This is a genomic window from Variovorax sp. 05T418, from assembly GCF_056396385.1.
Genome location: NZ_JBFTLJ010000004.1, coordinates 295,559 through 320,056, shown reverse-complemented (window position 1 = coordinate 320,056; position 24,498 = coordinate 295,559). Strand labels below are relative to the sequence as shown.

Sequence of the window (24,498 nt, the reverse complement as noted above, 5' to 3'; positions counted from 1 at the left end):
CTTAATCGATCCTGATGTTGTTGGCCTTGATGAGGCGACCCCAGCGCTCGCGCTCGTCTTTCACGTACTTCGCCATGTCGGACGGTGTCCCGGGCAGCCCCTCGACGCCAAGCCCAAGAAAGCGTTCTTTCACAGGCTTCGAGTTCAAGGCCTCGACCAGCGCCTTGTTGAGCTTTGCCACGGTTTCCGGCGGAGTCCCGCTCGGTACGGAGAGTCCTTGCCATGCGTAAGCTTCGAAATCGGACAGCCCCTGCTCGGACAGCGTCGGAACGTCCGGCAGCGTGGCAATGCGCTTTGAGCTCGCGACACCGATGGCCTTGACCTTGCCGGCCAGCACGAACTGATTGCCGCTCGCCGTGTCGACCATCATGAAGGGGACCTGACCGCCCAGGATGTCCTGCATCGCGGGCGCCGCGCCGCGGTAGGCAACATGCGTCATCGCGATCCCGGTTTTCTCACGCAGCAGTTCGGCCGCCAGGTGATGAGGACTGCCTGCGCCGGCCGATGCGTAGTTGACGCCGCCGGGTTGCGCTTTAGCCCAGGCGATGAACTCCTTGAAGTTCTTCGCCGGCACTTGCGGCCCGACCACCAGCACAAGCGGAAAGCGCGCCAACATGCCAACCGGCGAGAGGTCGTGTTCTGCGTTGTAGCTGAGCTTGGAGAACAGGAACGGGTTGGCCGCAAGGGTGGCAAAGTCGGCGGTCAGCATGATGCTGCCGTAGTCTTTCGAGCGGGCCGCGTAGTCGGCAGCAATATTGGTTGCCGCGCCAGGCTTGTTGTTGATCACGACCGGCCGCGAGAGGATTTTCCCCATCGTCTCGGCTGTGGCGCGTGCCACGGAGTCGGATCCGCCGCCAGCCGCGTAGCCGACCACCCACTCGATGGGCTTGCTGTCCTGCGCGAATGCCAGATGAGCGGTTGCTGCGAGCGCAAGGCTCGTTAGGATCGATCGAATCATGGAAAAGTCTCCGTTGGTTGTGTTCAAGGGGATCTGGCGGGACGGGCTGCCGCGAATGCTTGGCGCAGAACGCTTGGCGACCCGATGTGATTTGCAAGGACGAGCAGCAAGCGCGCATTGAATGCGTGGCTTTCTTCGGTCGAGAGTCCCTGATGCGCTTCGATCAGCGCTTCGTAGAAATCATCTGGCGCTTCAAGGTGCGGCGAAGTAATCAGTTCCATGAGGTCTTCTTCAATTGATGGCCAGAGCGCGCATCAGAGCCTGATGAATCTGATCAGCGCTCGGCTGGCGCCAGCGTGCGCAGACATGCTGGTCGGGGCGCAGCAGGTAGGCGGTGTCGGGGCGCAGGTCATATCGCTGGGTCAGCAGGCCGTCCGCGTCGGTGAGGTCAGCCTCGCCGATGCCTGATCCGGTCGCGATACGCAACACCTCCAGCGACATGCCCTTCAAGTCGAGATCCTGAATACGGCGCGTCAACGAGCTGGCCGCTGGGCCCGCGGCCAGCAGAATCGTGAACCCTTGGGCAAGTTCGCGCAGCAACCAGCCATTGCTGCCGTCGGCCCGGATGATGGGCGCGTCTGCTGCCGCCGCTCCGGGCACCATGCAACCCAAAAAGCTCTCGGCGTCCGCAGTATTGAGAGCCGAGCCATGAAAKGTCGCCGGCACCGACAGCCGGCCACTGTTGACGAGCGTGCGAGCAAACGGCTGGGACTTGGACAGTTCGAGCACCGCGTCGCGGAAGAGCCGGCTGATGTCGCTCTTGGGCGTGATGAAGTCGGTGGCACGCGTTGAGTTGCGAATGTTTTCGTCGGCAGCGTATTCGCGCTCATCGGCATAGGTATCGAGCAGAGCATCGGGCGCCATCTTTGTAACAACGGCTGCGAGCTTCCACGCCAGGTTCTCGGCATCCTGCACGCCGGAGTTCGCGCCGCGCGCCCCGAAGGGAGATACGCCATGCGCGGAGTCGCCTGCGAAGATCACGCGGCCGTGACGGAAGTGTTCCATCCGCAGGCAAGAGAAGGTATATACGCTGGCCCATTCGAGTTCGAACTCGGCGTCTTTCATCGTCGAGTGCTCCAGCAGTGCCTTCACACGCGGGATGATGTTCTCTGGCTTCTTTTCCTCCTCCGGGTCGGCGTCCCAACCAAGCTGGAAGTCAATGCGCCATACGTCGTCAGGTTGCCGATGCAGCAGCACGCTCTGGTTCGGATGAAACACCGGATCGAACCAGAACCAGCGCTCGGTCGGCGCCTCGTGCTTCATCTTGACGTCGGCAATCAGGAAGCGGTCGCGGAACGTGCGCCCCTTGCTCTCCTGGCCGATCAGCTTGCGAACTGCCGAGCGCCCGCCATCGCAGGCGGTGACGTACTCGGCCTCCAATTCATAAGAACCATCGGGCGTTTCGACCGTTAGCACGACGTGGTCGTCGTGTTGCGCGACACCGGTGACGTTGTTCTTCCAGCGCAGGTCGATCAGAGGCAACTGCGCGGCGCGCTGCGCAAGGTAACCCTCGACGTAGTACTGCTGCAGGTTGACGAAGGCAGGGCGGCTATAGCCGGTTTCGGGCAGCAGGTCGAAGCTGTAGACCTCTTCTTCCTTGAAGAACACCTTGCCGACGTTCCAAGATACCCCCTTGTCGACCATTCGGTCGCCGCAGCCCAATCGGTCGAATATTTCAAGCGTTCGCTTGGCGAAGCAGATGGCACGCGAGCCGGTGGACAGCGTGTTGTCGTTGTCCAGAAGCACGACCGGGATCTCGCGCTGTGCGAGGTCGATAGCAAGCGCAAGGCCGACGGGGCCCGCACCCACCACAACGACGGGTCGCCGCACGGGGTGCGAGACGTCCTGGTCCGGATGCCGTGTGTAGTCGAATGCGAGCTTCTGATAGTCGAGCTCGTCCCGCCCGCCAGCGGCGAGTTCTTTGAATTGCATCTATGGCTCCTGGTGAGGCGACCCTGAGGGTCGCCGGTGCTCGGTCGACACTGCGATCTGTGAAGGCGTGAACCGAAGCGAACGAATGGGGCGTTCAGCCTTCGAGTGCTTCCCACATCTCGATATCGCGCTCGGCCGTCCAGATGCGCGGATCCGGATGCCGTGTGAGCTCGTCGTAGCAGCGTGTCACGTCGAAGGGCATGCAATGGTCGAAGATGACCCAGTGGCCATACTTGGGCTTCAGCTTGGCGAAGGTTTCCGTGTAGACCGTCTTGAGGTCTTTGCCGGCTGCTACGCCCGCTTCAACGCTTCCACGCACATCGGCTATGAACCCAGCAGTGGCCTGGAGGCCGGCGGCGACCTGCTCCTCACCAACAAGGGCGGGGCCTCGACCAGGAATCAAAGCGGTCGGCTTTAGCGCCGCGACGTTCTCAAGCGTCTGTGGCCAGTCTTTGAAGTAGGCGTCACCGGCATACGGTGTGGCGTCGAATTCGACCAAGTCGCCGCTAAGGAGCACGCGGTCCCGCGGTAGCCAAACCACGGTGTCGCCCTTGGTGTGGCCGCGGCCCAACTGCAGCAGTTGGACCTCCACCTTCCCGAGCCACAACGTCATCTTCTTGTTGAACGTCATGGTCGGCCATGTGAGGCCGGGAGGAATGCTTTCCACATTGCGGAAAAGTCGTGGGAAACGGCCGATCTCGCTCGCCTTGTCCTGTTCGCCACGTTCAACGATCAGGTCACGGGTGTCCTGGCTCGAAATGACCTCTTGCGGATTGAAACCGCTGGCGCCGAGCACGCGCACGGCGTGGTAGTGGGTCAGCACGACGTACCTGATCGGTTTGTCGGTGATCTCGCGGATGCGGCGTACCACGTCTTGGGCCATTGCCGGTGTGGCTTGCGTGTCGGCAACCAGCACGGCGTCATCGCCCACGACGATGCCTGTGTTCGGGTCGCCCTCGGCGGTGTACGCGTAGGCGTGTTCCGAAAGCCGTGTGAATGTGACCTCCTTCTCCTTGAGATCGGCGTGGGAGGCAAATTGCTTGGGGGTGGCCATGTAGGGGGTCTCCAGGTCAGACATTCGTGTAGGTCAAACGCGTCTGCATTGTCGATTGTTGGTTCTACGATAGCAAATGCATTCGCTATGGGTGAAGATGGTGTTTTCCCTAGCCAGTAGGCGGGACCACCCGCGGAGTTGTGCCGACCACCTCTCTGACGTGCGGAGGAAAATCGTTCTGGTTTTGTGAACTGGCGCCTTGCAGTTCAAGGCGATACGTGCCCAGAACGTATCGAAGGGCAAGTCAGGAAGACACGGGCAGGCCTGGCCTGTTCACCACGAGGAGGCGGTACTCGCCAGCTGCAAGTCTTGGTGGACAACGCAGCGCGCGCCGCCCAGAGACCTCAAGTCAGTGAGGCCGGTCAACAGCATGCGACCTCTCCAAGGCGCTTTGGAAAGCTCGATCGATCAACTGACGAGACGCGGCGAGCATTCGAGGAGCGATTCTCAGCAGAATGCTCCGCCGCGGTCAGAAACGGGGGACAGGGTGGGGCTGGTTGGGCTGGCGCTCAGTCTTGAGAAATCGAGGAGCAGTAGTCTGCCAGCGCGGTCGCAATCGAGCCGCCCCAGCGTGCATCGAAATTTTCTTCGCTCCCGAAGACGAGGGCTACCAAGTCGAGACGCCCGTTCGCATTGAGGATGGGAGCGGCGAGGGCATTGATTCCAGGAATTGGATTTCCCATCGCGCGCGCCATCCCTCGCGCCCGTATCTCGGCGATCTCTTTCATGAAGCTTGCCTTGGCCAGTTCCTCATCGGCGCTCGCCAGTGCCAAACGTTGAAGTTCAATCTCGAGGAGGCGCTCCGTCACGTTCGGCTGCATGTAGGTGGCGAACACGCGACCCGTTGCGGTTGAGACCATCGACATCACACTTCCTACGCGAAGATTGGTTTCCAGCGGAAAATCGACCGCGCTCATCTGAACGATGGTGGGCCCCAGCTGTCCCCAAACGGCGAGTGCGACCGTGTGCTGCACTTTTTGTTTGAATGGACCCAGCGCTTCTTCTGCGCGACGCAGCGCAGGCGATTGCGCTAGTCCAGCCAAGCCCAGGCGCAATGCCAGCGCGCCGAGTTGATAGCGCCCCGTGCGAAGGTCTTGCTCAACCAATCGGATCTTGCAGAAGCTGACGAGGTAAGGATGTGCCTTGGCCGCAGCCATGCCGGCTTCTCGGGCAACATCGCGCAAGAGCATCGGCCCTGCATGACGACTCAGAACCCGCAAAAGCTGTCCCCCAATCTCAATCGATTGAATGCCTTTGCGGTCGTCGCTTGCTTCGGAAATGGTGCTACCGGACATCGTGCTAGCTTGGGACAGAGGGGAGTGGCTCAACACTGCTTGGCGCGTGATTCGGTAGGCCGAGCCGGTCAGAGAGCGTCCGCGTTGCTCGGCGCAGCGCGCTGGGGACTGAGCCCTCCCAATCGGCATCAATATTGCCCACTCTGCCCGTGACGGTGATTGCGCAAACCATTGTCGATGCATGATTGAAAACTGGCGCGCTAAAGGAAACAAGGCCGGGTACCGGTTGATCGGAGATGCGGGCAATTCCGTGACGCTGAGCATCCTCCACAGCGTGTACGAAGGCGTCGTCTTGAGGCATGCCTCGCCTTGCTTGCTCGATGTTGAGTGCTTTCTGAACGACCTGTTGGGGCAAAAATGCGCAGAAAGCACGACCTGTGGCCGAAGTCGTCAGCGCGAGCGTGGCGCCCTCGTAGAGCGTGGCGTGCAAAGGCGCATCTCCGCGCAAGACTCTGATCACCGTCGGGCCGGCGCTTCCCCATACCGACAATGCAACTGTCTGATCAAGTTCCAAGCGCAGCTGAGCGATCGAATTCAGTGCCAATTCGATGGGATCAAGACTGCGCAGCTCGCTGAGCCCTAAATCAATCGCGAACTGGTCCAAGCTGTATTGCTTGGTAAGTGGATCCTGTTTCACAAGGCCCATGCGCGCAAAGCTGGTTAGATACGCATGCGCGAGGCTGGCTGACATGCCTGCAGCGGATGACAGGGTTCCAAGTTCCACCGAGTTGCGAAGCCGGCTCAGAACTTCCAGAAGGCGTCCCGCCGTCTCCACCGATTTGATTCCCCGACTCTCCTGCACACTCGCCTGGTCTCGCATGGTCGAAAGTGTAAGGGAGGTCTCTTACCAGGCTCATCGGATGATGACGGTCTCTGACGGAGTGCATCCTTTTCTTCCTGGGAGGGCGTTTTCAAGACCAAGTTGTGGCGCGGACTCGGCGCGATTCGCGTCGTTCAGTTTCGTGAAGCGCTCACGGCGGAGAGCATTCCCAGGACACTGGCGTACGTGCCATTGGCTTCTGCGTACCGGATGAACTTGGCGCGTTCTACGACAATTTCCTGGGCCTCAGGCTCGTCGCGCAGAAGTGCCATGGTTTCTGAAAGAAATTCTTCCAGCGGCATGGACTGCTCGTCGTTTTCCTGGCCCAGCAACGTTGTTCGCACGCCCGGTGGCGCTACTTCGATCACTTGGACAGAGGCGTCCGCCACCTGGATGCGCAGGCTCTCGGTGAAGGAGTGAAGGGCGGCTTTCGTTGCGTTGTAGGTGGGCGTGGCCGGCAGTGGAACGAATGCGAGCGAAGACGTGACGTTCACGATCACCGCGTCGCTTTTGTCCACCAGTTGCGGCAAGAAGGCATAGACCATCCGAATCGTGCCAAGCAGATTGACCGAGACGGTGTCCTCGGCGATCTGGAGGGAGGTCGGTTTGAGAAGATCTTCCCAAAGCATGATGCCCGCGTTGTTGACCAGTACGTTCAGTTCGGGGTACTTGCTCGCCACCGTTTTGCTCGCGCGGGTGATGGATGCGGCGTCTGCGATGTCGAGCTCGAGCGCTTCAATGCCCGGGTGCTCATTGGTGATCTGGTCGAGCAGGTCTTTGCGTCGACCCGCGACAATGACCTTGTTGCCCGCCTGATGAAAGCGCAGCGCCAAGCCCAGTCCGATGCCCGAGGTGCCGCCGGTGATCAAGATCGTGTTGCCTGTGAACTTCATGGATTTCCTATGGGGAGAGATAGATAAAATGAGCAAAAACGGACAGTTGTCCATTTGCCGAACCATACCGGACAATTGTCCGCTTTGCAAGTGAGCTTGATGGAGGGGGCACGAGTGCCGAAGAAGATGGACCCGCAACTGCGTTCGGACGCACTGCAGAACCGCGAACGGATCCTGCAAGTGGCAATTGCCGAACTGACACGATCAGTGGACGTTCCGCTGAGCGCCATCGCGAAGAAGGCCGGCGTTGGGCAAGCGACCTTCTATCGAAACTTCCCCAGTCGAGATGCACTGGTGTGGGAGGTTTACCGCTACGAGATGGCGCAGGTCGCGGACCTTGCCGAGCAACTGCTCCAGACCAGCCCGCCGCAACAAGCGCTGCGGGAATGGATGGACCGTCTCGCCCAGTACGCCATGACCAAGGCCGGCCTGGCCGATGCCTTGCGCCAAGCTTCCAGTGCGCCTGAGTGCTCGGAGGAGTCCCGATATGCACCAGTGATCGGCGCTGCTCAACGCCTGCTTCAGGCCAACGAGAAAGCCGGAACCATTCGGCCAGGCGTCACCACGGATGACTTTTTTCTGGCCATTGCAGGCATTTGGCAAATCGACTCCAAGGGCGACTGGCAACCACGCCTGAAGCGACTCATGGATCTTGTCATGGATGGACTGCGCGCGGGTGCGCCCGCGCGCGCTTCCTAGTTTCTGTTCGTCCTCTCATCGCGTCGATGAAGGGGCGGCGGGTCACGCCGCTCGATACGCAAAGCAAATAACGTCTCGGCGGCCCGCCGCAGGCGCAGCCTAGAAATCGGCGACCTTGCCCCATGCCGAGCCGCTGAACCGTCCGGGCCTGTACGGTGCAGGATCGACGATCGGTTCGGCGCCGCTGGCAAGGTCGGCAATCAGGTGGCCGGCGCCGGGGCCGATGCCGAATCCGTGCCCCGAAAAGCCCGCGGCCAGGATGAACCCCGGCATGCCGGGCACCTCGCCAATGCCGGGAACACCGTCCGGCGTGCTGTCGATGTAGCCGGCCCAGGCATGCGTGATCCTGGCGTCGCGCAGCTGGGGCAGCAGTTCGATGGCGCGGCGGTGGGTCTCCCTGACCGTGGGCAGATCGGGCTTCGGATCGAGGATGCGCACGCGCTCCATCGGCGTTGGCGCATCGAGCCGCCAGCGCGCCAGCGTTTCATGGCCGCTGCGAATGGCTTCCAGGCCGCCCGGGCGAAGGTTGCGCCAGCGCTTGGCGAACATGGGCACGAATTGCGGCGCGAAGCGCATGAACTGCCCGGTCGGGTCCACGCGCGCGCGGCCGCTGATGGCCAGTGCATAGCGTCCGTCGTTGCGGCGCGTGGCGGACACGCCCGCGCTCACCACGGCATCCGGCAGGCGCTGCTCCACAGGGGACACGCTCAGGATGGATTGGCGGATCGAGGCCTGCGGAAAGCGGATGCCCAGTTGGCGGCAGAACGAAGACGCCCAGGCGCCGCCCGCCATCACGACCGTCCTGGTCTTGATGACCCCGGCTTCCGTGACCACGCCGCTGACCCGTCCGCCTTCGGTCTCGATGCCGCGCGCCGCGCAGTTCTGGTGGACGCTGCCGCCGAGCTTGATGAGCGCAGCAGCCACGGCGGGCGCGGCCTTGCCGGGATCGGCGGTGCCATCGCTGGGCGAGAAGACGCCGCCTTTCCAGGCGCGGCCGGTCGCATGGCCGCGCTCGGCGGCCTCGCGGGCACTCAGCATGTGGGTCGTCACGCCGGCGGTCTTCGCAAACTCGCGCCAGCTGGCCCAGCGGGAAATCTCGGCCTCGTCGTTGCTGAGGTACAGCAGCCCGCAGCGATGAAAGCCCGTGTCTTCGCCGCTCTCGGCGGCAAAGCGTTCCCAGAGTTCGAGGCTCTTGGTTGCCAGCGGCAGTTCGCGGGCATCGCGGTTCTGCTGCCGGCACCAGCCCCAGTTGCGGCTCGACTGCTCGGCGCCGATCCGGCCCTTCTCCACCAGGGCGACCGACAGGCCGCGCTGGGCCAGGTAGTAGGCGCTGAAGACGCCGATGATGCCGCCGCCGATCACGACGACATCGGCCGAGGCCGGCAGCGTGGGCGAAGTCTGGATGTGTTGCAGCGGAGGCGACATGATGGATCTCGCTCGCCCGCTCAAGCCGCAACGCTTTGGCACACGTAGAACTTTGCCACGCGATCGCTGCTTTTCCAGCCGATCGGTGCGCCCTGGGGCACGAAGAGCGCGTCGCCCTTTGCCGTGGAAAGCACGCTGCCATCAGGCGCTGCGAAGCGCACGCTGCCGGCCAGCAGATGCATGAACTCGTTCATGCGGTGCGGCCGAACGATGCGGTGGTAGGGGGTCGAGTCCCAGGCGCCGGCGCTGTACTGCGCGCCGTCTTCGATGAAGACCTTGTCGCTGCGGCATTCCGGCTGGGGGCCCAGCAGCACCTCCGCGGGCAGCGTGGCCGTGGGCTTGAAGTCGGCGTCGGCATGCAGCGGGAAGACGCCGCGCTTCGTCGGCCTCTCGCAAGCGGCGGCGCAGAACACGAAGCGCACGCGGGATCCGGCCTGGATGCGAAGCGAGGTCCCGCATCCGATGACGGCGCCCGCCTCGGGGCCGACCACCAGCGGGGCCGCGCCGGCTGCCGTCAGGGTCAGCTCGCCCTCGACCACGACGATGGTTTCGATGTGGGGATAGCTGGCGACTTCGAGCTCGCCGATGAAGCTGGTGCGGCCCGCGCTCATCGCGCCAGGTCCTTCCCACGCGATCTCGCGGTGCCGCGCAAAGGGATCGTCCTTGCCGAACGGCGCCCTGCGGAAGGCGGTGGAAAGGGGGGCGCCGCCGGCGCGGTGCAGTACGAGGGCCACAGTCATGATTGCTCCTGCGCGATGCGCAATGTCTTCCTTGAAATCTGTCATTCGGCGGCGGGTGCCGGGGCATCCTGGAAGCCGAGAATGGCCTTGGTTTCCAGGTACTCCTCGAGACCTTCGATGCCGTATTCGCGGCCGTTTCCGGAGCGCTTGTAGCCACCGAAGGGCGCGTGCGGATTCCAGGCCGGATAGTTGATGTGCACCTGCCCGGACCGGATCCGCGCCGCCACGGCGCGCGCCGCGGCAAGGTCCTTGCCTTGCACGTGGGCGCCCAGGCCATAGACGGTGTCGTTCGCAATTTCCACGGCCTCGTCCACGCTGTCGTAGGGAATCAACGCGAGCACCGGCCCGAAGATCTCCTCCTGCGCGATCTGCATCCGGGAATGCACCGCGCTGAAGATGGTCGGTCGGCAGTAGAAGCCGCGGCTCAAGCCCTCCGGCCGGCCGAGGCCGCCGCAGACAAGCTGCGCACCTTCGGCAATGCCGATGCCGATCATTTCCTGCACGCGATGGAACTGCGCGCGGTTCGCCACCGGGCCGTGCGTGGTCTGCTGCGAACGCGGGTCACCCACCACCATGGCGGATGCCGCTTCGCGCGCGATCTGCTCGACCTCGTGCAGGCGCGCACGGGGCACGATCATGCGCGTCGGTGCGCTGCAGGACTGGCCGACGTTGCGAAAGCCCGCCGCCACGCCTCCCGGTACGGCGCGCGCGAGGTCCGCATCCGGCAGGATGAGGTTGGGAGATTTCCCGCCGAGTTCCTGGGCCACGCGCTTCACCGTGGGTGCCGCCGTCTGGGCCACCAGGACGCCGGCCTTCGTCGAACCGGTGAACGAGATCATGTCCACCTCCGGATGCTGCGCCAGGGCCGCGCCGACCTCCGGTCCGCTGCCATTCACGAGGTTGAACACACCGGGCGGAACGCCGGCGTCTTGCATCACTTCGGCAAAGAGCAGGGCGCTCAGGGGCGACAGCTCGCTGGGCTTCAGGACGACCGTGCATCCGGCTGCGAGGGCGGCGCCGACCTTGGCGGTGATCTGATAGAGCGGCCAGTTCCAGGGAGTGATGAGGCCGCACACGCCGATGGCCTCGCGCACGATGGCCATGTCTCCGCGGTGGGTGACAAACGCATAGCTGCGCGCATTGTCGCGGGCCACGCGGATGTGCTCCGCGGCAGACGGCACCTGTGTGCGGCGCGCGAAGTCGATGGCCGCGCCCATCTCCAGCGAGATCGCCTGGGCGAACAGTTCTGCGCGCTCGAGGACCAGCGCGTGGATGCGGTCGAGGAGCAAGGCCCTGCTCTGGGCCGGACTCGCGGACCAGGCCGCGAATGCGCGCCGCGCCGCGGCCACGGCTGCGGCGGCATCCCCGGCACTGCCCAGCGCGATCTCCGCGACCGGCTCCTCGGTCGACGGGTCGACGACGCTGGCGCGAGCCTGCGTTTCGGGCAGGACCCACTCGCCGCCGACAAACATGCGGTCCAGGCGGCCAGCGCGCCTCAGGTGGTCGACGATCGATGAGTTCATGGATGGGGCCTTCTTTGCATGCCCAAAATCTTAGGCCGCGCGCCCCTCGCGCCGGTGCTTCAATGGGGGTCCTGCACAAAGCAGGCTGCCGTTGTGCGAGCCGCGACAGCAGATCCTGCCGTCGTGCAGCGTCAGGGGCTTCCACGCCGCCTGCTCTTACTTATTGCGATCTTCGGTCCGCAATGGCCTCGGTCCAGCCGGCCACGTCTTCGGCCGTCATGGTGCTGGCGGCGGTGAGGCGGCCGTCCACGTAGCCCAAGTGCTCGACGTCGTGAAGGTACTGCTCGCGCGACAGGAGGGTGCCGGCGCACACGTTCTCGTTCGGCGCCGGCGGCTCTCGCGCCTCTTCGGCGAGCCGCGCCATCAGCCGCTCCATCACCCAGCCGGGAATGTGCTGCCGCTCGCCGGGGTAGATGTAGCCGAACAAGGTCAGGTGGGCCAGCAGCACCCGCCAGTGCGGACCAAAGCGCTCCAGCAGGCCGGGCCAGTCCAGCCGCTCGGCGTTGGCCTGCAGCAGGTGGGCGATGTCGCCGCCGTCGTAGCGCTCGCGCTCCATGATGAAGGCCTTGGACAGCAGGCTGTCCTCCACGTTGGCAACGAGCACCGGCACGCCCAGGACTGCGGCGCGGCTGTTGCCGCGGAACCAGCGCTCGTCCACCGGCATGAGGCCGTTGCCCGAGTTGAAGATCAGGTCGATGAACTCCGGCCCGTCGTGCACCTTGGCCAGCCAGTGCGGATGGCTCATCTCGGTGCGCCAGCCGTGCTGCTGCATCAGTTGCGCGATGCGTTCGTAGTCCGCGCGGCGGATGAACAGGTCCAGGTCCTTGGTCGAGCGGCGGATGCCGGTGTGGCAGGCATGCGCGAAGGCGCCGCCGACCAGGAAGGGAATGTCCGCACCGTTCAGCGCGCGCAGCGTCTGCCGGTAGAAGTCGGCCACGCGGGGCTCGACTTCTTCTGCTTCTTCCAGCGAAAGCGCAAGACCGGCCGTGGGCTCCATTCAGGCAATGTAGAGCCGGCCCGCAGGCGGGCTCGGAGCAAACGGCCCCATCGGTCGTCGGCAGGCGCCTACAGCCGCCGCAGGATGAGGCCGATCACGGCCGGCGGCATCCGGGCGCAGCCTTGCTGCAATGCCCAATCCGAAATCTTCCTCCCATGTCCGGTTCGCCGCGGTGGGCGACATCCATGTCCACAAGGACGCGGCGGGCACGCTGCGCAGCTTCTTCGCGCAGGCCGCCGACGAGGCCGACGCGCTGCTGCTGTGCGGCGATCTCACCGACTACGGCACGGCCGAGGAAGCCAAGGTGCTGGCCGAGGAACTCGGTGCCGTCCCGATCCCCATCGTCGCCGTCCTGGGCAACCACGACTTCGAATCCGGCACGCCCGAACGGGTGACCGAGGCGCTCGTGCATGCCGGCGTTTGCGTGCTCGATGGCGCGGCCTGCGAGATCGAAGGCGTGGGCATTGCCGGTACCAAGGGCTTTGCCGGCGGCTTCGGACGCGGCTCGCTGGGGGCCTGGGGCGAACCGGCGATCAAGCTGTTCGTGCAGGAGGCGCTCAACGAGGCGATGAAGCTGGAGTCGGCGCTGGCCAAGCTGCGCACCCGGCGCCGCATTGCGCTGCTGCACTACGCGCCGATCGCCGGCACGGTGCAGGGCGAGCCGGTGGAGATATTTCCATTCCTGGGCAGCAGCCGCCTGGAAGAGCCGCTGCTGCGCTATCCGATGGATGCGGTGTTCCACGGCCATGCGCACCGCGGCACGCTCGAGGGGCGAACCATCAGCGGCGTGCCGGTCTACAACGTCGCCAAGCCCCTGCTGCAGCGCAGCCGGCCCGACGCGCCGCCTTTCTTCCTGTACGAGCTGCCGCGCGAGCCGGCCACGGAAGAGGAACCGGCGGCGACATAGGCCGGGCGCGTTCATGAAACATCCCGAAACCGCGGCAGGCGACAGCATGTAGAACCTGTCCTGCACGAGCCATGGCATCCGGCTGGCATGACGGCGTTGCTGCGCGGTGAAACTCCCGTCTCCAACCCACCTGGAGATCCCGCGATGCCGGACGACATGGAGATCCGCGTCCCACAGGACGACGAGCGAATCGACATCACCGACCTGAAAGAGGTCGACTACTGGACGAAGTGCTTTGGCGTCAGCGAGGCCCGCCTGCGCATGGCGGTCGCCTCGGCGGGGACCATGAAGGACGATCTGCGGATCTACCTCGGCCTTCCCTGAAGGCCGGGGCTGAACGCAAGGGCCGAGCGGCGCCCCTTCGTCCGCACCCCTGATGGCTGCCGAATCGAAGCTTGCGATCTACGGCGCCATCGCGGCCAATGTGGCCATTGCGGCCACCAAGTTCATCGTGGCCGGCATCACCGGCAGTTCGGCCATGCTGTCCGAGGGCATCCATTCGGCGGTCGACACCTTCAACGGCGTCCTGCTGCTGGTGGGCATCCGGTTGAGCCAGCGGCCCGCGACCGCCGAGCATCCCTTCGGCCACGGCAAGGAGCTGTACTTCTGGAGCCTGATCGTCGCCGTGCTGATCTTCGGGCTGGGCGGCGGCGTGTCGTTCTACGAGGGCATCCAGCACATCCGCAAACCGGAGCCGATGCGCGATCCGGGCTGGAACTACGTGGTGCTGGGGCTGGCCGCATTGTTCGAAGGCGCGAGCTTCCTGGTTGCGCTGCGGCAGTTCCGCGTGCAGTCGCGCGGCGCGCCGTTCTGGCGCGCGCTCGGGCAGAGCAAGGACCCGACCACCTACACCGTGCTGGCCGAGGATTCGGCGGCGCTGGCCGGGCTGGCGGTGGCGGCCTTGGGCATCTACTTCAGCCACCGGCTCGGCATGCCGGCGTTGGACGGCGCGGCCTCGGTGGTGATCGGGCTGCTGCTGGCCGGCGTGGCGGTGCTGCTGATCAGCCAGGCCCGCGGGCTGCTGATCGGGGAGGGCATCCGCCCCGAGACCGCGCGCGCCATCCGCGCCCTGGCCATGGAACAGCCGAGCGTGCAGGACGTGGGCCATGTGCTGTCGATGTACATCGGCCCCGACGAGGTGCTGGCCGTGGTCGACCTCAATTTCAGGGAGGGCACGGCGACCGGAGAGGCCGCCGATGCCATCGCCGCGATCGAGCAGCAGGTGCGCGGGCGCTTCCCGATGATCAGGCGGCTCTTCATCGAGGCGAGCGAGGCGCCCGTGGATGAAGACGCGGCTTCCGCGCGGACCGGCGGGATCGTCGGCGTTGGCTGACGACTGCTGCCGCCATTGCCTGAGCGCTCCCATGCCGCAGGCACTCCACTGTCGAGGTTCATTCAGGAGGTTGCCAGCCATGAACAAGCCATCGCCCAAGCGCCGCGAGCGCTCCCCCGACGAACCGGAGATCACCCAGGAAGAATCCGTGCCCACCGACGGCAGCGACACCGAGGGCGAGGAGCAGATGAAGAAGGTCGGCAACAGGAAGCTCCAGGACCCGGGCGATGCCGAGCGCAAGACGCCCGACAAGTCCTGAGGCCATGCGCGGTCCGCGCGCAGCGGCCGCGGCGCAGTGGCGTTGTCTTGTGCCGAAGAAGGGCGATGCCCTACAACCCGGGGGGCGCGCCTCTTGATAAAAATCCTTGCGCCAGCAGATCGCAAGCAGAACAGGGCAGAAAGGACTGTCTGCCCAACGATGGAGGAAGAAGAAATGAAGCTCGACGGTACGGCCGTGCCGTCCGCCCAGGACGGCCTGATCAAAGTCGGTGTTCCCGGCCTCGACGATGTTCTTGGCGGCGGGCTCACGTCCAACCGCCTCTACCTGGTCGAGGGCACGCCCGGTGCCGGCAAGACCACCATCGCGCTTCAGTTCCTGATCGAAGGTGTGAAGCGCGGCGAGTCGGTGCTGTATGTCACCTTGTCGGAAACCGCGCAGGAGCTCAAGGGCGTGGCGCGCTCGCATGGCTGGGACCTGAGCGGCATCGAGGTGCGCGAGATGCTTCCGTCGGAGACCGCACTCGAGCCCGACGAGCAGTACACGATGTTCCACCCGTCCGAGGTCGAGCTCAGCGAGACGACCCTTCGCATCCTCTCGGACGTCGATGTGCTCAAGCCTTCGCGCGTGGTGTTCGACTCGCTGTCCGAACTGCGCCTGCTGGCCGGCAGCTCGCTGCGCTACCGGCGGCAGATCCTCGCGCTCAAGCAGTTCTTCGCCGGCCGCCAGTGCACGGTGCTGCTGCTGGACGACATGACCGCCATGAAGCACGACCTGCAGGTGCAGAGCATTGCCCATGCGGTGATCCGGCTCGAGCAGATCAGCTCCGATTACGGCGCCGCGCGGCGCCGGCTGGTGGTCAGCAAGTATCGGGGCCAGCAGTTCCGCGGCGGCTACCACGACTACCGCATCGAGCGCGGCGGCCTGCGCGTCTTTCCGCGCCTGGTCGCTTCCGAGCATCCCTCGGCGCCGGCGGTGGCGCCGGCGCGCATTCCCAGCGGCCTGGAAGCGCTCGATGCGCTGCTGGGCGGCGGCCTGGAGCGCGGCACCAGCACGCTGTTCGTCGGCGCGCCGGGCACGGGAAAGTCGACGGTGGCCGTGCAGTTTGCGCTGGCGGCGGCGCAGCGCGGCGAATGCGCGGCCCTCTTCATCTTCGACGAGAGCATCCACACGCTGCGCACGCGCTGCGAAAGCATGGGCATGGACCTCGGGCCATACATCGAATCCGGCCGCATCAAGGTGCGGCAGGTCGACCCCGCCGAGCTGTCGCCGGGCGAGTTCGTGCACCTGATCCGGCTGGCGGTGGTGGAGTGCGGTGCGGCGGTGGTGGTGATCGACAGCCTCAACGGCTACCTCAACGCCATGCCCGACGAGCGCTTCCTGATCGTGCAGCTGCACGAGCTGCTTTCCTACCTGGGCCAGGCCGGCGTCGCCACGCTGCTGGTGGGCGCGCAGCATGGCCTCATCGGCATGCAGATGAAGACGCCGGTGGACGCGAGCTACCTGGCGGACGCGGTGGTGCTGCTGCGCTACTTCGAGCTCGAGGGCGAGGTGCGCCAGGCGATCTCGGTGCTGAAGAAGCGCGGCGGCGCGCACGAGCGCAGCATCCGCGATTTCTCGATGACCGCCACGGGCCTCAAGGTGGGCGAGCCGCTGCGTCATTTCAGGGGCATCCTGACGGGCATCCCCATTCCCACCGACGGCGCGCAGCACGCATCGTGAGCCCGCCCGCCGCATCCGCCGAGCAGCGCATCCTGTTGCGGACCGCCACCTCCAGGGACGCCCTCATGGCAAGCGCCGTACTGGCCCGCGCACAGATTGCGGCCCACACCTGCGACAGCCTGTGCGAGCTCGTGCAGGGCATCAAGGAAGGCGCCGGCACCATCATGGTGGCGGAGGAAGTGCTGGCCGATCCGGCCGCGGCTGCGCTGGCCGAAGTGCTGGGCTCGCAGCCGCCGTGGTCCGATCTGCCGGTGCTCGTTCTGGCGCGCCAGGGCGCCGATTCGCCCGTCATCGCCAAGGCCATGGACCGGCTCGCGAACGTCACCGTGATCGAGCGGCCGATGCGCGTGGCCTCGCTGATCAGCACGGTCCGCACGGCGCTCAGGGCGCGCAACCGGCAGTACCAGCTGCGCGGGCTGCTGGACGGCCTGCGCGAATCCGACCAGCGCAAGACCGAGTTCCTTGCAACGCTGGCGCACGAGCTGCGCAACCCGCTCGCGCCGATGAGCACCGCGCTCACGCTCCTGATGCGCAAGCCGCACGAGCCCGCGGAGGCCCGGCGCTACTACGAGCTGATGGGGCGGCAGATCGACCACATGGTGCGGCTCGTGAACGACCTGATGGAGGTCTCGCGCATCACGCGCGGCAAGATCGAGCTGCGCATGGAAGCGGTGGCGCTCGAAGCAGTGATCGAGGACGCCATCGAGCTGAGCCGGCCGCTGCTCGAAGGCGCCAGGCACACGCTGGGCAAGCAGCTGTGCAGCGAGCCGGTGGTGGTGCGCGGCGACGGCGTTCGCCTCACGCAGGTGTTCTCGAACCTGCTCAACAACGCCGCGAAGTACACCGCGCCCGGCGGAAAGATCCGCATCGAGCTGCGCCGGGAACGGCGCGAGGCGGTGGTGGAGGTCTGGGACAACGGCACCGGCATTGCGCCGGACATGCTGAAGTCGATCTTCGAGATGTTCGTACAGGTGAGCGGCACCTCCAAGGCGGCGCAGGGCGGCCTGGGCATCGGCCTCACGCTGGTGAAGAGCCTGGTCGAGCTCCATGGCGGCAGCGTCGAGGCAAGCAGCGCGGGCCTGGGCCGGGGCGCGATGTTCTGCGTGCGCCTGCCGCTCGCCCGCGTCGAGAGCGGCGTGCCCGCGTCGCCGGCACCGGCCGTTCGCGGCTGGCCGGCCTGGTTGCCGGGCACGGTGCTGATCGTCGACGACAACCGGGACGCGGCCGACGCGCTGGGCGAGCTGCTGCGCTCGATGGGCGCCACCACGCGCGTGGCCTACAGCGGCGATGCCGCGCTGCGCATGGTGGCCGAAGGTCCGGCACCCGGGCTCGCGATCCTGGACATCGGCATGCCGGGCATGGACGGCTGCGAGCTCGCAACCCGGCTGCGCGCCAACCCCGCGCTGGCCGGATTGATCCTGGTCGCGCTGACCGGCTGGGGCCAGCATGGCGACAAGGAGCGCATCGCGCTGGCGGGGTTCGACCACCACTTGCTCAAGCCGCTGGACCTGGCGGCGCTGATCTCGACCCTGGGGCCGCACCATGAACCATGACGCGACCACGCTTTCGGCGGCGGACCATCCGGCCGGCCGGCTGTCGCTGTGGCGCCGCAGCCGCCGATGGCTGCTGCCGCTGCTGGGGCTCGTGGTGCTGGGCCTGCTGCTGTCGCATGCGCACAAGGTCGACTGGGCCGGCGCATGGGAGGCGCTGCAGCGCTATCCGGCGATGCTGCTGCTGGGCGTGTGGGCCATCACGACCGCCAGCCATGCGCTCTACGGATGCTTCGACCTCATCGGCCGGCGGCACACGCGCCACCGCGTGCCGCGCTGGCGCACCTGGGCCATCGCGGTGACGAGCTATGCCTTCAATCTCAACCTGGGCTCGCTGGTCGGCGGCATCGGGATGCGCGCCCGGCTCTATGCGCGCGCCGGCCTCGATGAAGCCGTGGTGGCGCAGATCGTCGGCGTGAGCCTGGCCACCAACTGGCTCGGCTACGGGCTGCTGGCCGGCGGCCTGTTCGCCGCGGGCATCATCACGCCGCCGCGCCAGGCCAGCATCGGGGCCGACGCGTTGCGCGCGCTGGGCGTGCTGATGATCCTTCTTGCGGCGGCGTACGTGGCGGCCTGCGCCTTTTTGCGCGGGCGCCAGTGGCAGCTGAGGGGGCGGCGGGTGAGGCTCCCTTCGGCACGGCTTGCGGTCGTCCAGCTCACGCTCTCCACCGCCAACTGGGCATTGATGGGCTGCGCGATGTACCTGCTGCTGGGCCGGCAGGTGCCCTACGCCACCACGCTGAGCGTGCTGCTGGCCGCGTCCATCGTCGGCGTGATCACGCCGATCCCGGCCGGGCTCGGCGTGCTCGAGGCGGTGTACCTGGCGCTGCTCTCGGGCACCGTGCGCCAGGGCGCGCTGATGGGGGCCGTGCTGGCCTACCGCGCGCTCTACTACCTGCTGCCGCTGGCCGGCGGCCTGGTGCTCTACCTGCTGCTCGAACGCTATGCGGCAAGCCACCCCCTGGACACGGAGGCCGACACACCATGGCGCGCGCAAACCCCCTGAAGCGCTACAAGGAAAAGCGCAACTTCGGCGCCACCCCCGAGCCCGCGGAGGGCGGCGCATCGGCGCCCGGCATGCTGCAGTTCGTGGTGCAGAAGCACTGGGCCACCCGCCTGCACTACGACTTCCGCATCGAGCTCGATGGCGCCATGAAGAGCTGGGCCGTGCCCAAGGGCCCGAGCTACGACACGCACGACAAGCGCATGGCCGTGCATGTGGAGGACCATCCCATCGCCTACAACCAGTTCGAGGGCGAGATACCGCCACGGCAGTACGGCGCGGGCAAGGTGATCATCTGGGACAAGGGCAGCTGGACGCCCATCGGCGATCCGCGCAAGGGCTACAAGGCGGGGCGCCTCAAGTTCGAGCTGCACGGCTACAAGCTGCGCGGCAAGTGGACGCTGGTGCGCATGCACGGCAAGGCCGATGAAAAGCAGGACGCGTGGCTCTTGATCAAGGAGCACGACGAGTACGCTCGCCCGGCCGCGGAGTTCAGCGTGGTCGACCAGTTCCCGGACAGCGTGGCGCAGATGCCGATGCCTGCTGCTGCGGTCTCGGCGCCCGCCGAGGCGCCGGCCGCACCGGCCAGAAAGCGCGGCGGCAAGGCATCGGCCAGCGGCATGCCCGCCGATGCGGTGAAGGCCGCCATGCCGGCCAAGCTCTCGCCGCTGCTCGCCACGCTGGTCGATGGCCCGCCGCCCGATCCCCAGAACTGGCTGTACGAGATCAAGTTCGACGGCTACCGCCTGCTCGCGCGCATTGATGCCAAAGGCGGCGTGCAGCTCGTCACGCGCAACGGCCATGACTGGAGCAGCCGCATGCCGCACCTGGTGCGCGCGATCGAGCGCATGAAGCTCGCGCCCGGCTGGCTCGATGGCGAGATCGTGGTGCTCAACGAGTCCGGCGGCACGGACTTCCAGGCCCTGCAGAACGCCTTCGACAGCGAGAACACGCGCAACATCGTCTACTTCCTTTTCGACCTGCCGTACTACGGCGGCTTCGATCTCACCGGCGTGCCGCTGGTGGAGCGGCGCGGCCTGCTGCAGGCGCTGCTGGCCAAGGCGCCGCCCGAGATCCGCTTCAGCGAGATCTTCGATGCGCCGCCCGAGGACATCGTGGCCTCGGCCTGCAAGATCGGGCTCGAAGGCGTGATCGGAAAGCGCAAGAACAGCACGTACGCCTCGCGCCGCTCGCCCGACTGGATCAAGCTCAAGTGCTCGCAGCGGCAGGAGTTCGTCATCGGCGGCTATACCGATCCGAAGGGATCGCGCGTGGGCATTGGTGCACTGCTGATCGGCGTGCACGACGACAAGGGCGATCTCGTCTACGCCGGCGCGGTGGGCGCGGGCTTCAATGGCCGGACGCTCGTCGACATGCTCGAAAGATTGAAGCCGCTCGGCATCGACAAGCGGCCGTTCAAGAACCCGACCGAGAACGACCGCCGCGCGCACTGGGTCAAGCCGGTGCTGCTGGCCGAGGTCACGTTTTCCGAATGGACGAAGGACGGCCACGTGCGGCATCCGGTGTTCCACAGCGTGCGCTCGGACAAGCCCGCGAAGGCCATCGTCCGCGAGAAGCCGGTGCACCCGGCGGGCGCCAGCCGCGAAGCGGAGGCTGAGCCCGAACCCGCCGCCACCATGCCCGCCAACTTCAAGGTCTCGCATGCCGACCGCGTGGTCGATCCGTCGACCGGCATCACCAAGGTGGAGGTGGTGCGCTTCTACGGCCTGGTCGCGCCGCTGATGATGCCGCACCTGAAGGGCCGGCCCGTGTCGTTCGTGCGTGCGCCGCAGGGCATCGGCGGCCAGCTGTTCTTCCAGAAGCACCTGGAGCTGGGGCAGATGGCCGGCGTGCGGCAGCTCGATGCGGCGCTGTGGCCCAAGCACCCCGAGCTGATCGAGATCGCGGGGCCGCTCGGGCTGCTGAGCGCGGCGCAGATGAACGTCGTCGAGTTCCATACCTGGAACGGCCTGAAGACGCTCATCGGCAAGCCCGACCGCATGACCTTCGACCTCGACCCGGGCGAGGGCGTCGGCTGGCCCATGGTGCTGCAGGCGGCCGAGCTGATGCGCGTGGTGCTCGACGAACTGGGCCTGGCGCCGTTCTGCAAGACCAGCGGCGGCAAGGGGCTGCACGTGGTGGTGCCGCTCAAGCGGCAGTACGACTGGGACACCATCAAGGATTTCTCGCAGGCCATCGTGCGGCACATGGCGCGCACCCTGCCGCAGATGTTCGTCGCCAAGAGCGGGCCGGACAACCGCGTCGGCCGCATCTTCATCGACTACCTGCGCAACGGCTTCGGCGCGACCACCATCTGCGCCTGGTCGGTGCGGGCGCGCCCCGGCATGGGCGTGTCGGTGCCGGTGGAATGGCAGGAGGTTCCCACGCTCGCGAGCGGTGCGCAGTGGACCCTGCGGAACATCCATGCACGGCTCGACCGCGGCAACGATCCCTGGGCCGCGTACGCAAAGGCTGCAAAGAGTCCGGGAGCCGCAATGAAGCTGCTGGGGTTCAGAGTTCGATGAAGGCCGAGGTGGCCTTGTTCAGCGCCAGCTTTCCCTTGGCGGTGATCGATTCCACCTGGGCGAGCTGGCGTATCGCCCGGTCGTCCGGCGCATGGCTGGACGGCGGAATGAAAGCGGTCACCAGCTCGGCCGCACGCAGCACGCGCAGCCTGTCGATGTCGGCTGGCGTGTGGACGACGTATGGCAATTTCTGCTCGGCGATGACCCGAAGAAACTCCATGGACATGAGCCGTCTCCTTGTCTGGATGGTGGAGTGACATTCTGCGGAAAAAATCACAGTTCTGCCTAGTCCCTGCGAGGCACATGACTTTCCAGTGTGTACCTAAGTGTTCTTTTGTTGGCTGTGCTGGAAACCAAGGTGCCGATGGTGTTCCGGCGGCGGGCGCTCACCTTGCCAGCTGGATCGGTGCCGGGGGCCGTTCGGGGGAAAGAATCTGCCAGAGGCCTGGCGCCACGCCGTCGAAGGCGGCCGCATAGCGCTCGGCGCGGCCGTCCTCGCCGGTCACGTCGCGTATCGCGATGCTGTCGATGCGGCCGGGGTGGGCGCGCGCGACCTGTCCGTAGATCTCGGGATCGCTCTCGCCCGAATCGCCCACCAGCATGAACCGGCGCTGCGGAAAGTCGGCCAGCAGGCGCTCGATCACGCCGAGCTTGTGCGTGCGCGAATCCTGCTCGCCGGGGATGAGCGTGCGCCAGGTCGTGCTTTCGCGCAGGTGCATGCTGCCCAAGGGAAAGTCTGCATCGCGAAGGAAATCGGCGAGCGCGCGGTACAGCTGTATCGGGCTGGCCGAAAGATAGTGGAAGCGCGTGTCCGGCGCCTTGGCCAGCGCGCGGTAGTACGCCGCCATGCCGGGGGCCGCCTCGAAGCGCCGCGCAAAGGTGTTCAGCAGCATCTCGCGCCGGTCGCGCACCTGGGTGCGCTTGATGGTGTCGTCGATGTCCGAAATGACCGACAGCCCCTGTGCCGGGACGATCAGCGCCTCGCCCCTGAAGCGGTGCAGCAGCTCGCCGGGCCCGGTCACGGCATGGAACTTCAGCCACTCGCTCGAAGGCGAGAGGCGGGGCACGTCGATGACGATGCGCATGTTCATGCGGCCGTCCGCGCCCGAAGGCGGCGTGGCCACGCGCGCGGCGCTGCCGTCGAAGTCGAGCTCGAACACCTTGCCTTCTTCCGACTCGGCGTGGAACAGCGCGGTGCGCTGGTTGAAGCGCAGCCGCGCCGCCGGCGAGAGCTTCTTGAGGTTCAGGCCCAGGTAGCGCGCGAACGCGGCATTCAGGCCCCAGCGGTGCTCGGGTTCGTAGACCCAGGCATGGATGTCGACTTCGAGCCGGCCATCGGCGGTGGGACGCGCGGTGCCGGGAATGAAGAGCGCTTCCTGGTCGGGATCGAGCCGCTCGGCCGCGCGCAATGCCTGCATGGGCGCCAGGCCGCAAAGCAATGCGGCGCCGACCACGAGGGAGCGGCGCCGCAGCGGCGGGGCGATGGCGCGCGGCTCCTCTGCGTTCATGCCTTCGATGGCGCGATGCGTTCGTAGGTCACGAAGCTGTAGTTGAGGCCCTCCTTCGCCGAGACATGCGCTTCGCGCTTGGTTTCGCGCCAGGCGGAGGGGGAGAGTTCCGGCGCATGCGCATCGCCTTCGTAGTCGTGCGCGAGCTCGGTCACGACCACCTGCTGCGCGAGCGGCTCGGCTTCGGCATAGATCTGCGCGCCGCCGATGATCCACACGTCGGGCACCTGCGACTCCTCGCACAGCGCGAGCGCTTCCTGCAGGCTGCCCACGCGCCATGCGCCTTCGGCCTTCCAGTCGTCCTGCCGCGTCACGACGATGTTGCGCCGGCCCGGCAGCGGCCGGAAGCGCGGCGGCAGCGAATCCCAGGTCTTGCGGCCCATGACGACCGGGGCGCCGGCCGTCTGCTGCTTGAAGTGAACCATGTCTTCGGGCAGGTGCCAGGGAATGGTGCCCTTGGCGCCGATCACGCCGTTGGCGGCGCGCGCGAAGATCAGGTGGATGCGCGGTGTCGTGGCGAGCTCGGACATGGGCCTACACCGCCACCGGTGCCTTGATGGGATCGTGGTGCCGGTAGTCGAGCACCTCGAAGTCCTCGTACTGGTAGTCGAAGATCGAGGCCGGCTTGCGCTTGATGTGCAGCGTGGGGTAGGGGTAGGGCGTGCGGCTCAGCTGCAGCGCGACCTGCTCGGCATGGTTGCTGTAGATGTGGCAGTCGCCGCCGGTCCAGATGAAGTCGCCCACGTCGAGATCGCACTGCTGCGCCACCATGTGCGTGAGCAGCGCGTAGCTTGCGATGTTGAAGGGCACGCCCAGGAAGATGTCGGCGCTGCGCTGGTAGAGCTGGCAGCTCAGCTTGCCGCGCTCGCCCGGTGCCTGCGGCGGCGCCACGTAGAACTGGAAGAAGGCATGGCAGGGCATGAGCGCCATCTTCGAGAGCTCGGCCACGTTCCATGCGCTCACGATGATGCGGCGCGAATCGGGGTTGGTCTTCAGGGTCTTGATGACTTCGGAGATCTGGTCGATGTGGCCGCCGTCCGGCGTCGGCCAGCTGCGCCACTGCACGCCGTACACCGGGCCCAGGTCGCCGTCCTCGCGCGCCCACTCGTCCCAGATGGTGACGCCGCGCTCCTTGAGCCAGTTGTTGTTGCTGGAGCCGGTCAGGAACCACAGCAGTTCCTGGATGATGGACCTGAGGTGCACCTTCTTGGTGGTCACCAGCGGAAAGCCTTCGTGGAGGTCGAAGCGCATCTGGTGGCCGAACACGCTCTTGGTGCCCGTGCCGGTGCGGTCGCTCTTGTGGACGCCATGGGTGTCCACATGGCGCATGAAGTCTTCGTACTGGGAGCGGACGGGGCGGGCGGGCGAGGTCATGTTGGGAATTTTACGGGGCGGCG

The 24,498-nt window shown here is 66.2% G+C and carries 24 protein-coding genes; 9 read left to right on the top strand and 15 right to left on the bottom strand.

The features are described from left to right. Position 1: 1 nt before the first annotated feature. The 7 genes from AC1DMS_RS10045 to AC1DMS_RS10015 form a co-directional block, all read right to left on the bottom strand. Positions 2 to 958 (bottom strand): Bug family tripartite tricarboxylate transporter substrate binding protein, encoded by a 957-nt coding sequence (locus AC1DMS_RS10045; protein ID WP_062362411.1) that lies wholly within the window; start codon positions 956 to 958, stop codon positions 2 to 4. 23 nt (positions 959 to 981) lie between these two features. Beyond that, on the bottom strand, positions 982 to 1,179 hold the full coding sequence (locus AC1DMS_RS10040; protein ID WP_081247494.1) for a DUF2783 domain-containing protein: 198 nt from the start codon (positions 1,177 to 1,179) through the stop codon (positions 982 to 984). Positions 1,180 to 1,189: 10 nt separating this feature from the next. Next, complete coding sequence (locus AC1DMS_RS10035) at positions 1,190 to 2,890, bottom strand: FAD-dependent oxidoreductase (RefSeq protein ID WP_478180958.1); 1,701 nt, start codon at positions 2,888 to 2,890, stop codon at positions 1,190 to 1,192. A 94-nt stretch (positions 2,891 to 2,984) separates the two neighbouring features. Further along, entirely contained in the window at positions 2,985 to 3,944 is a 960-nt protein-coding gene (locus AC1DMS_RS10030) for an MBL fold metallo-hydrolase (RefSeq protein ID WP_478180957.1), read from the bottom strand. 509 nt (positions 3,945 to 4,453) lie between these two features. Continuing rightward, the gene (locus AC1DMS_RS10025; RefSeq protein ID WP_162269812.1) at positions 4,454 to 5,239 is read right to left on the bottom strand and encodes an IclR family transcriptional regulator; all 786 of its coding nucleotides are present in this window, start codon (positions 5,237 to 5,239) and stop codon (positions 4,454 to 4,456) included. Positions 5,240 to 5,243: 4 nt separating this feature from the next. Next, a complete protein-coding gene (locus AC1DMS_RS10020; protein WP_478180956.1) occupies positions 5,244 to 6,059 on the bottom strand; it encodes an IclR family transcriptional regulator in 816 nt (271 codons plus the stop codon). A gap of 134 nt (positions 6,060 to 6,193) precedes the next feature. Continuing rightward, positions 6,194 to 6,952, bottom strand: coding sequence for an SDR family oxidoreductase (locus AC1DMS_RS10015; protein ID WP_478180955.1), 759 nt, complete (start codon positions 6,950 to 6,952; stop codon positions 6,194 to 6,196). 114 nt (positions 6,953 to 7,066) lie between these two features. Between AC1DMS_RS10015 and AC1DMS_RS10010 the strand changes: the two genes are divergently transcribed. Next, positions 7,067 to 7,651 (top strand): TetR/AcrR family transcriptional regulator, encoded by a 585-nt coding sequence (locus AC1DMS_RS10010; RefSeq protein ID WP_278880785.1) that lies wholly within the window; start codon positions 7,067 to 7,069, stop codon positions 7,649 to 7,651. A 99-nt stretch (positions 7,652 to 7,750) separates the two neighbouring features. On the opposite strand, the gene AC1DMS_RS10005 is transcribed toward AC1DMS_RS10010, so the two are convergent. The 4 genes from AC1DMS_RS10005 to AC1DMS_RS09990 form a co-directional block, all read right to left on the bottom strand. Next, positions 7,751 to 9,076: an NAD(P)/FAD-dependent oxidoreductase gene (locus AC1DMS_RS10005; protein ID WP_018903066.1), complete on the bottom strand. Its 1,326-nt coding sequence runs from the start codon at positions 9,074 to 9,076 to the stop codon at positions 7,751 to 7,753. Between the two features lie 20 nt (positions 9,077 to 9,096). Then, the gene (locus tag AC1DMS_RS10000) at positions 9,097 to 9,816 is read right to left on the bottom strand and encodes a cupin domain-containing protein (RefSeq protein WP_436287559.1); all 720 of its coding nucleotides are present in this window, start codon (positions 9,814 to 9,816) and stop codon (positions 9,097 to 9,099) included. A gap of 41 nt (positions 9,817 to 9,857) precedes the next feature. Continuing rightward, complete coding sequence (locus AC1DMS_RS09995) at positions 9,858 to 11,339, bottom strand: aldehyde dehydrogenase family protein (protein WP_478180954.1); 1,482 nt, start codon at positions 11,337 to 11,339, stop codon at positions 9,858 to 9,860. A gap of 160 nt (positions 11,340 to 11,499) precedes the next feature. Then, positions 11,500 to 12,336 (bottom strand): nucleotidyltransferase, encoded by an 837-nt coding sequence (locus AC1DMS_RS09990; RefSeq protein ID WP_478180953.1) that lies wholly within the window; start codon positions 12,334 to 12,336, stop codon positions 11,500 to 11,502. Between the two features lie 130 nt (positions 12,337 to 12,466). Between AC1DMS_RS09990 and AC1DMS_RS09985 the strand changes: the two genes are divergently transcribed. From AC1DMS_RS09985 to ligD, 8 genes are all read left to right on the top strand, one after another. After that, the gene (locus AC1DMS_RS09985) at positions 12,467 to 13,243 is read left to right on the top strand and encodes a metallophosphoesterase family protein (protein WP_307594007.1); all 777 of its coding nucleotides are present in this window, start codon (positions 12,467 to 12,469) and stop codon (positions 13,241 to 13,243) included. 87 nt (positions 13,244 to 13,330) lie between these two features. After that, entirely contained in the window at positions 13,331 to 13,567 is a 237-nt protein-coding gene (locus AC1DMS_RS09980; protein WP_478180952.1) for a DUF3606 domain-containing protein, read from the top strand. Between the two features lie 52 nt (positions 13,568 to 13,619). After that, positions 13,620 to 14,576, top strand: a complete 957-nt coding sequence (locus AC1DMS_RS09975) for a cation diffusion facilitator family transporter (protein ID WP_478180951.1) — start codon at positions 13,620 to 13,622, stop codon at positions 14,574 to 14,576. 79 nt (positions 14,577 to 14,655) lie between these two features. After that, positions 14,656 to 14,835: a hypothetical protein gene (locus tag AC1DMS_RS09970; protein WP_278881234.1), complete on the top strand. Its 180-nt coding sequence runs from the start codon at positions 14,656 to 14,658 to the stop codon at positions 14,833 to 14,835. A 174-nt stretch (positions 14,836 to 15,009) separates the two neighbouring features. Continuing rightward, positions 15,010 to 16,515 carry an ATPase domain-containing protein gene (locus tag AC1DMS_RS09965; RefSeq protein ID WP_012746799.1) on the top strand — a complete coding sequence of 502 codons (1,506 nt, stop codon included), beginning with the start codon at positions 15,010 to 15,012 and terminating at the stop codon, positions 16,513 to 16,515. A 65-nt stretch (positions 16,516 to 16,580) separates the two neighbouring features. Beyond that, positions 16,581 to 18,068 (top strand): hybrid sensor histidine kinase/response regulator, encoded by a 1,488-nt coding sequence (locus tag AC1DMS_RS09960; RefSeq protein WP_478180950.1) that lies wholly within the window; start codon positions 16,581 to 16,583, stop codon positions 18,066 to 18,068. Next, positions 18,058 to 19,071: a lysylphosphatidylglycerol synthase domain-containing protein gene (locus AC1DMS_RS09955; protein ID WP_012746801.1), complete on the top strand. Its 1,014-nt coding sequence runs from the start codon at positions 18,058 to 18,060 to the stop codon at positions 19,069 to 19,071. The genes AC1DMS_RS09960 and AC1DMS_RS09955 overlap by 11 nt, the downstream gene beginning before the upstream one ends. Continuing rightward, positions 19,050 to 21,593, top strand: a complete 2,544-nt coding sequence (gene ligD / locus AC1DMS_RS09950; RefSeq protein WP_478180949.1) for a DNA ligase D — start codon at positions 19,050 to 19,052, stop codon at positions 21,591 to 21,593. Before AC1DMS_RS09955 ends, ligD begins: the two co-directional genes overlap by 22 nt. Here the strand turns inward: ligD and AC1DMS_RS09945 are convergent. The 4 genes from AC1DMS_RS09945 to AC1DMS_RS09930 all read right to left on the bottom strand — a co-directional run bounded on the left by AC1DMS_RS09945 (position 21,580) and on the right by AC1DMS_RS09930 (position 24,475). Continuing rightward, positions 21,580 to 21,819: a hypothetical protein gene (locus tag AC1DMS_RS09945; RefSeq protein WP_145741851.1), complete on the bottom strand. Its 240-nt coding sequence runs from the start codon at positions 21,817 to 21,819 to the stop codon at positions 21,580 to 21,582. The two genes, ligD and AC1DMS_RS09945, sit on opposite strands and share 14 nt — an antisense overlap. Before the next feature lie 160 nt (positions 21,820 to 21,979). Continuing rightward, on the bottom strand, positions 21,980 to 23,101 hold the full coding sequence (locus AC1DMS_RS09940; protein ID WP_478180948.1) for a phosphatidate phosphatase App1 family protein: 1,122 nt from the start codon (positions 23,099 to 23,101) through the stop codon (positions 21,980 to 21,982). Continuing rightward, complete coding sequence (locus AC1DMS_RS09935) at positions 23,098 to 23,631, bottom strand: dihydrofolate reductase (RefSeq protein WP_012746805.1); 534 nt, start codon at positions 23,629 to 23,631, stop codon at positions 23,098 to 23,100. Before AC1DMS_RS09935 ends, AC1DMS_RS09940 begins: the two co-directional genes overlap by 4 nt. A gap of 4 nt (positions 23,632 to 23,635) precedes the next feature. Then, positions 23,636 to 24,475, bottom strand: coding sequence for a thymidylate synthase (locus AC1DMS_RS09930; RefSeq protein ID WP_369664306.1), 840 nt, complete (start codon positions 24,473 to 24,475; stop codon positions 23,636 to 23,638). Between the last annotated feature and the right edge of the window lie 23 nt (positions 24,476 to 24,498).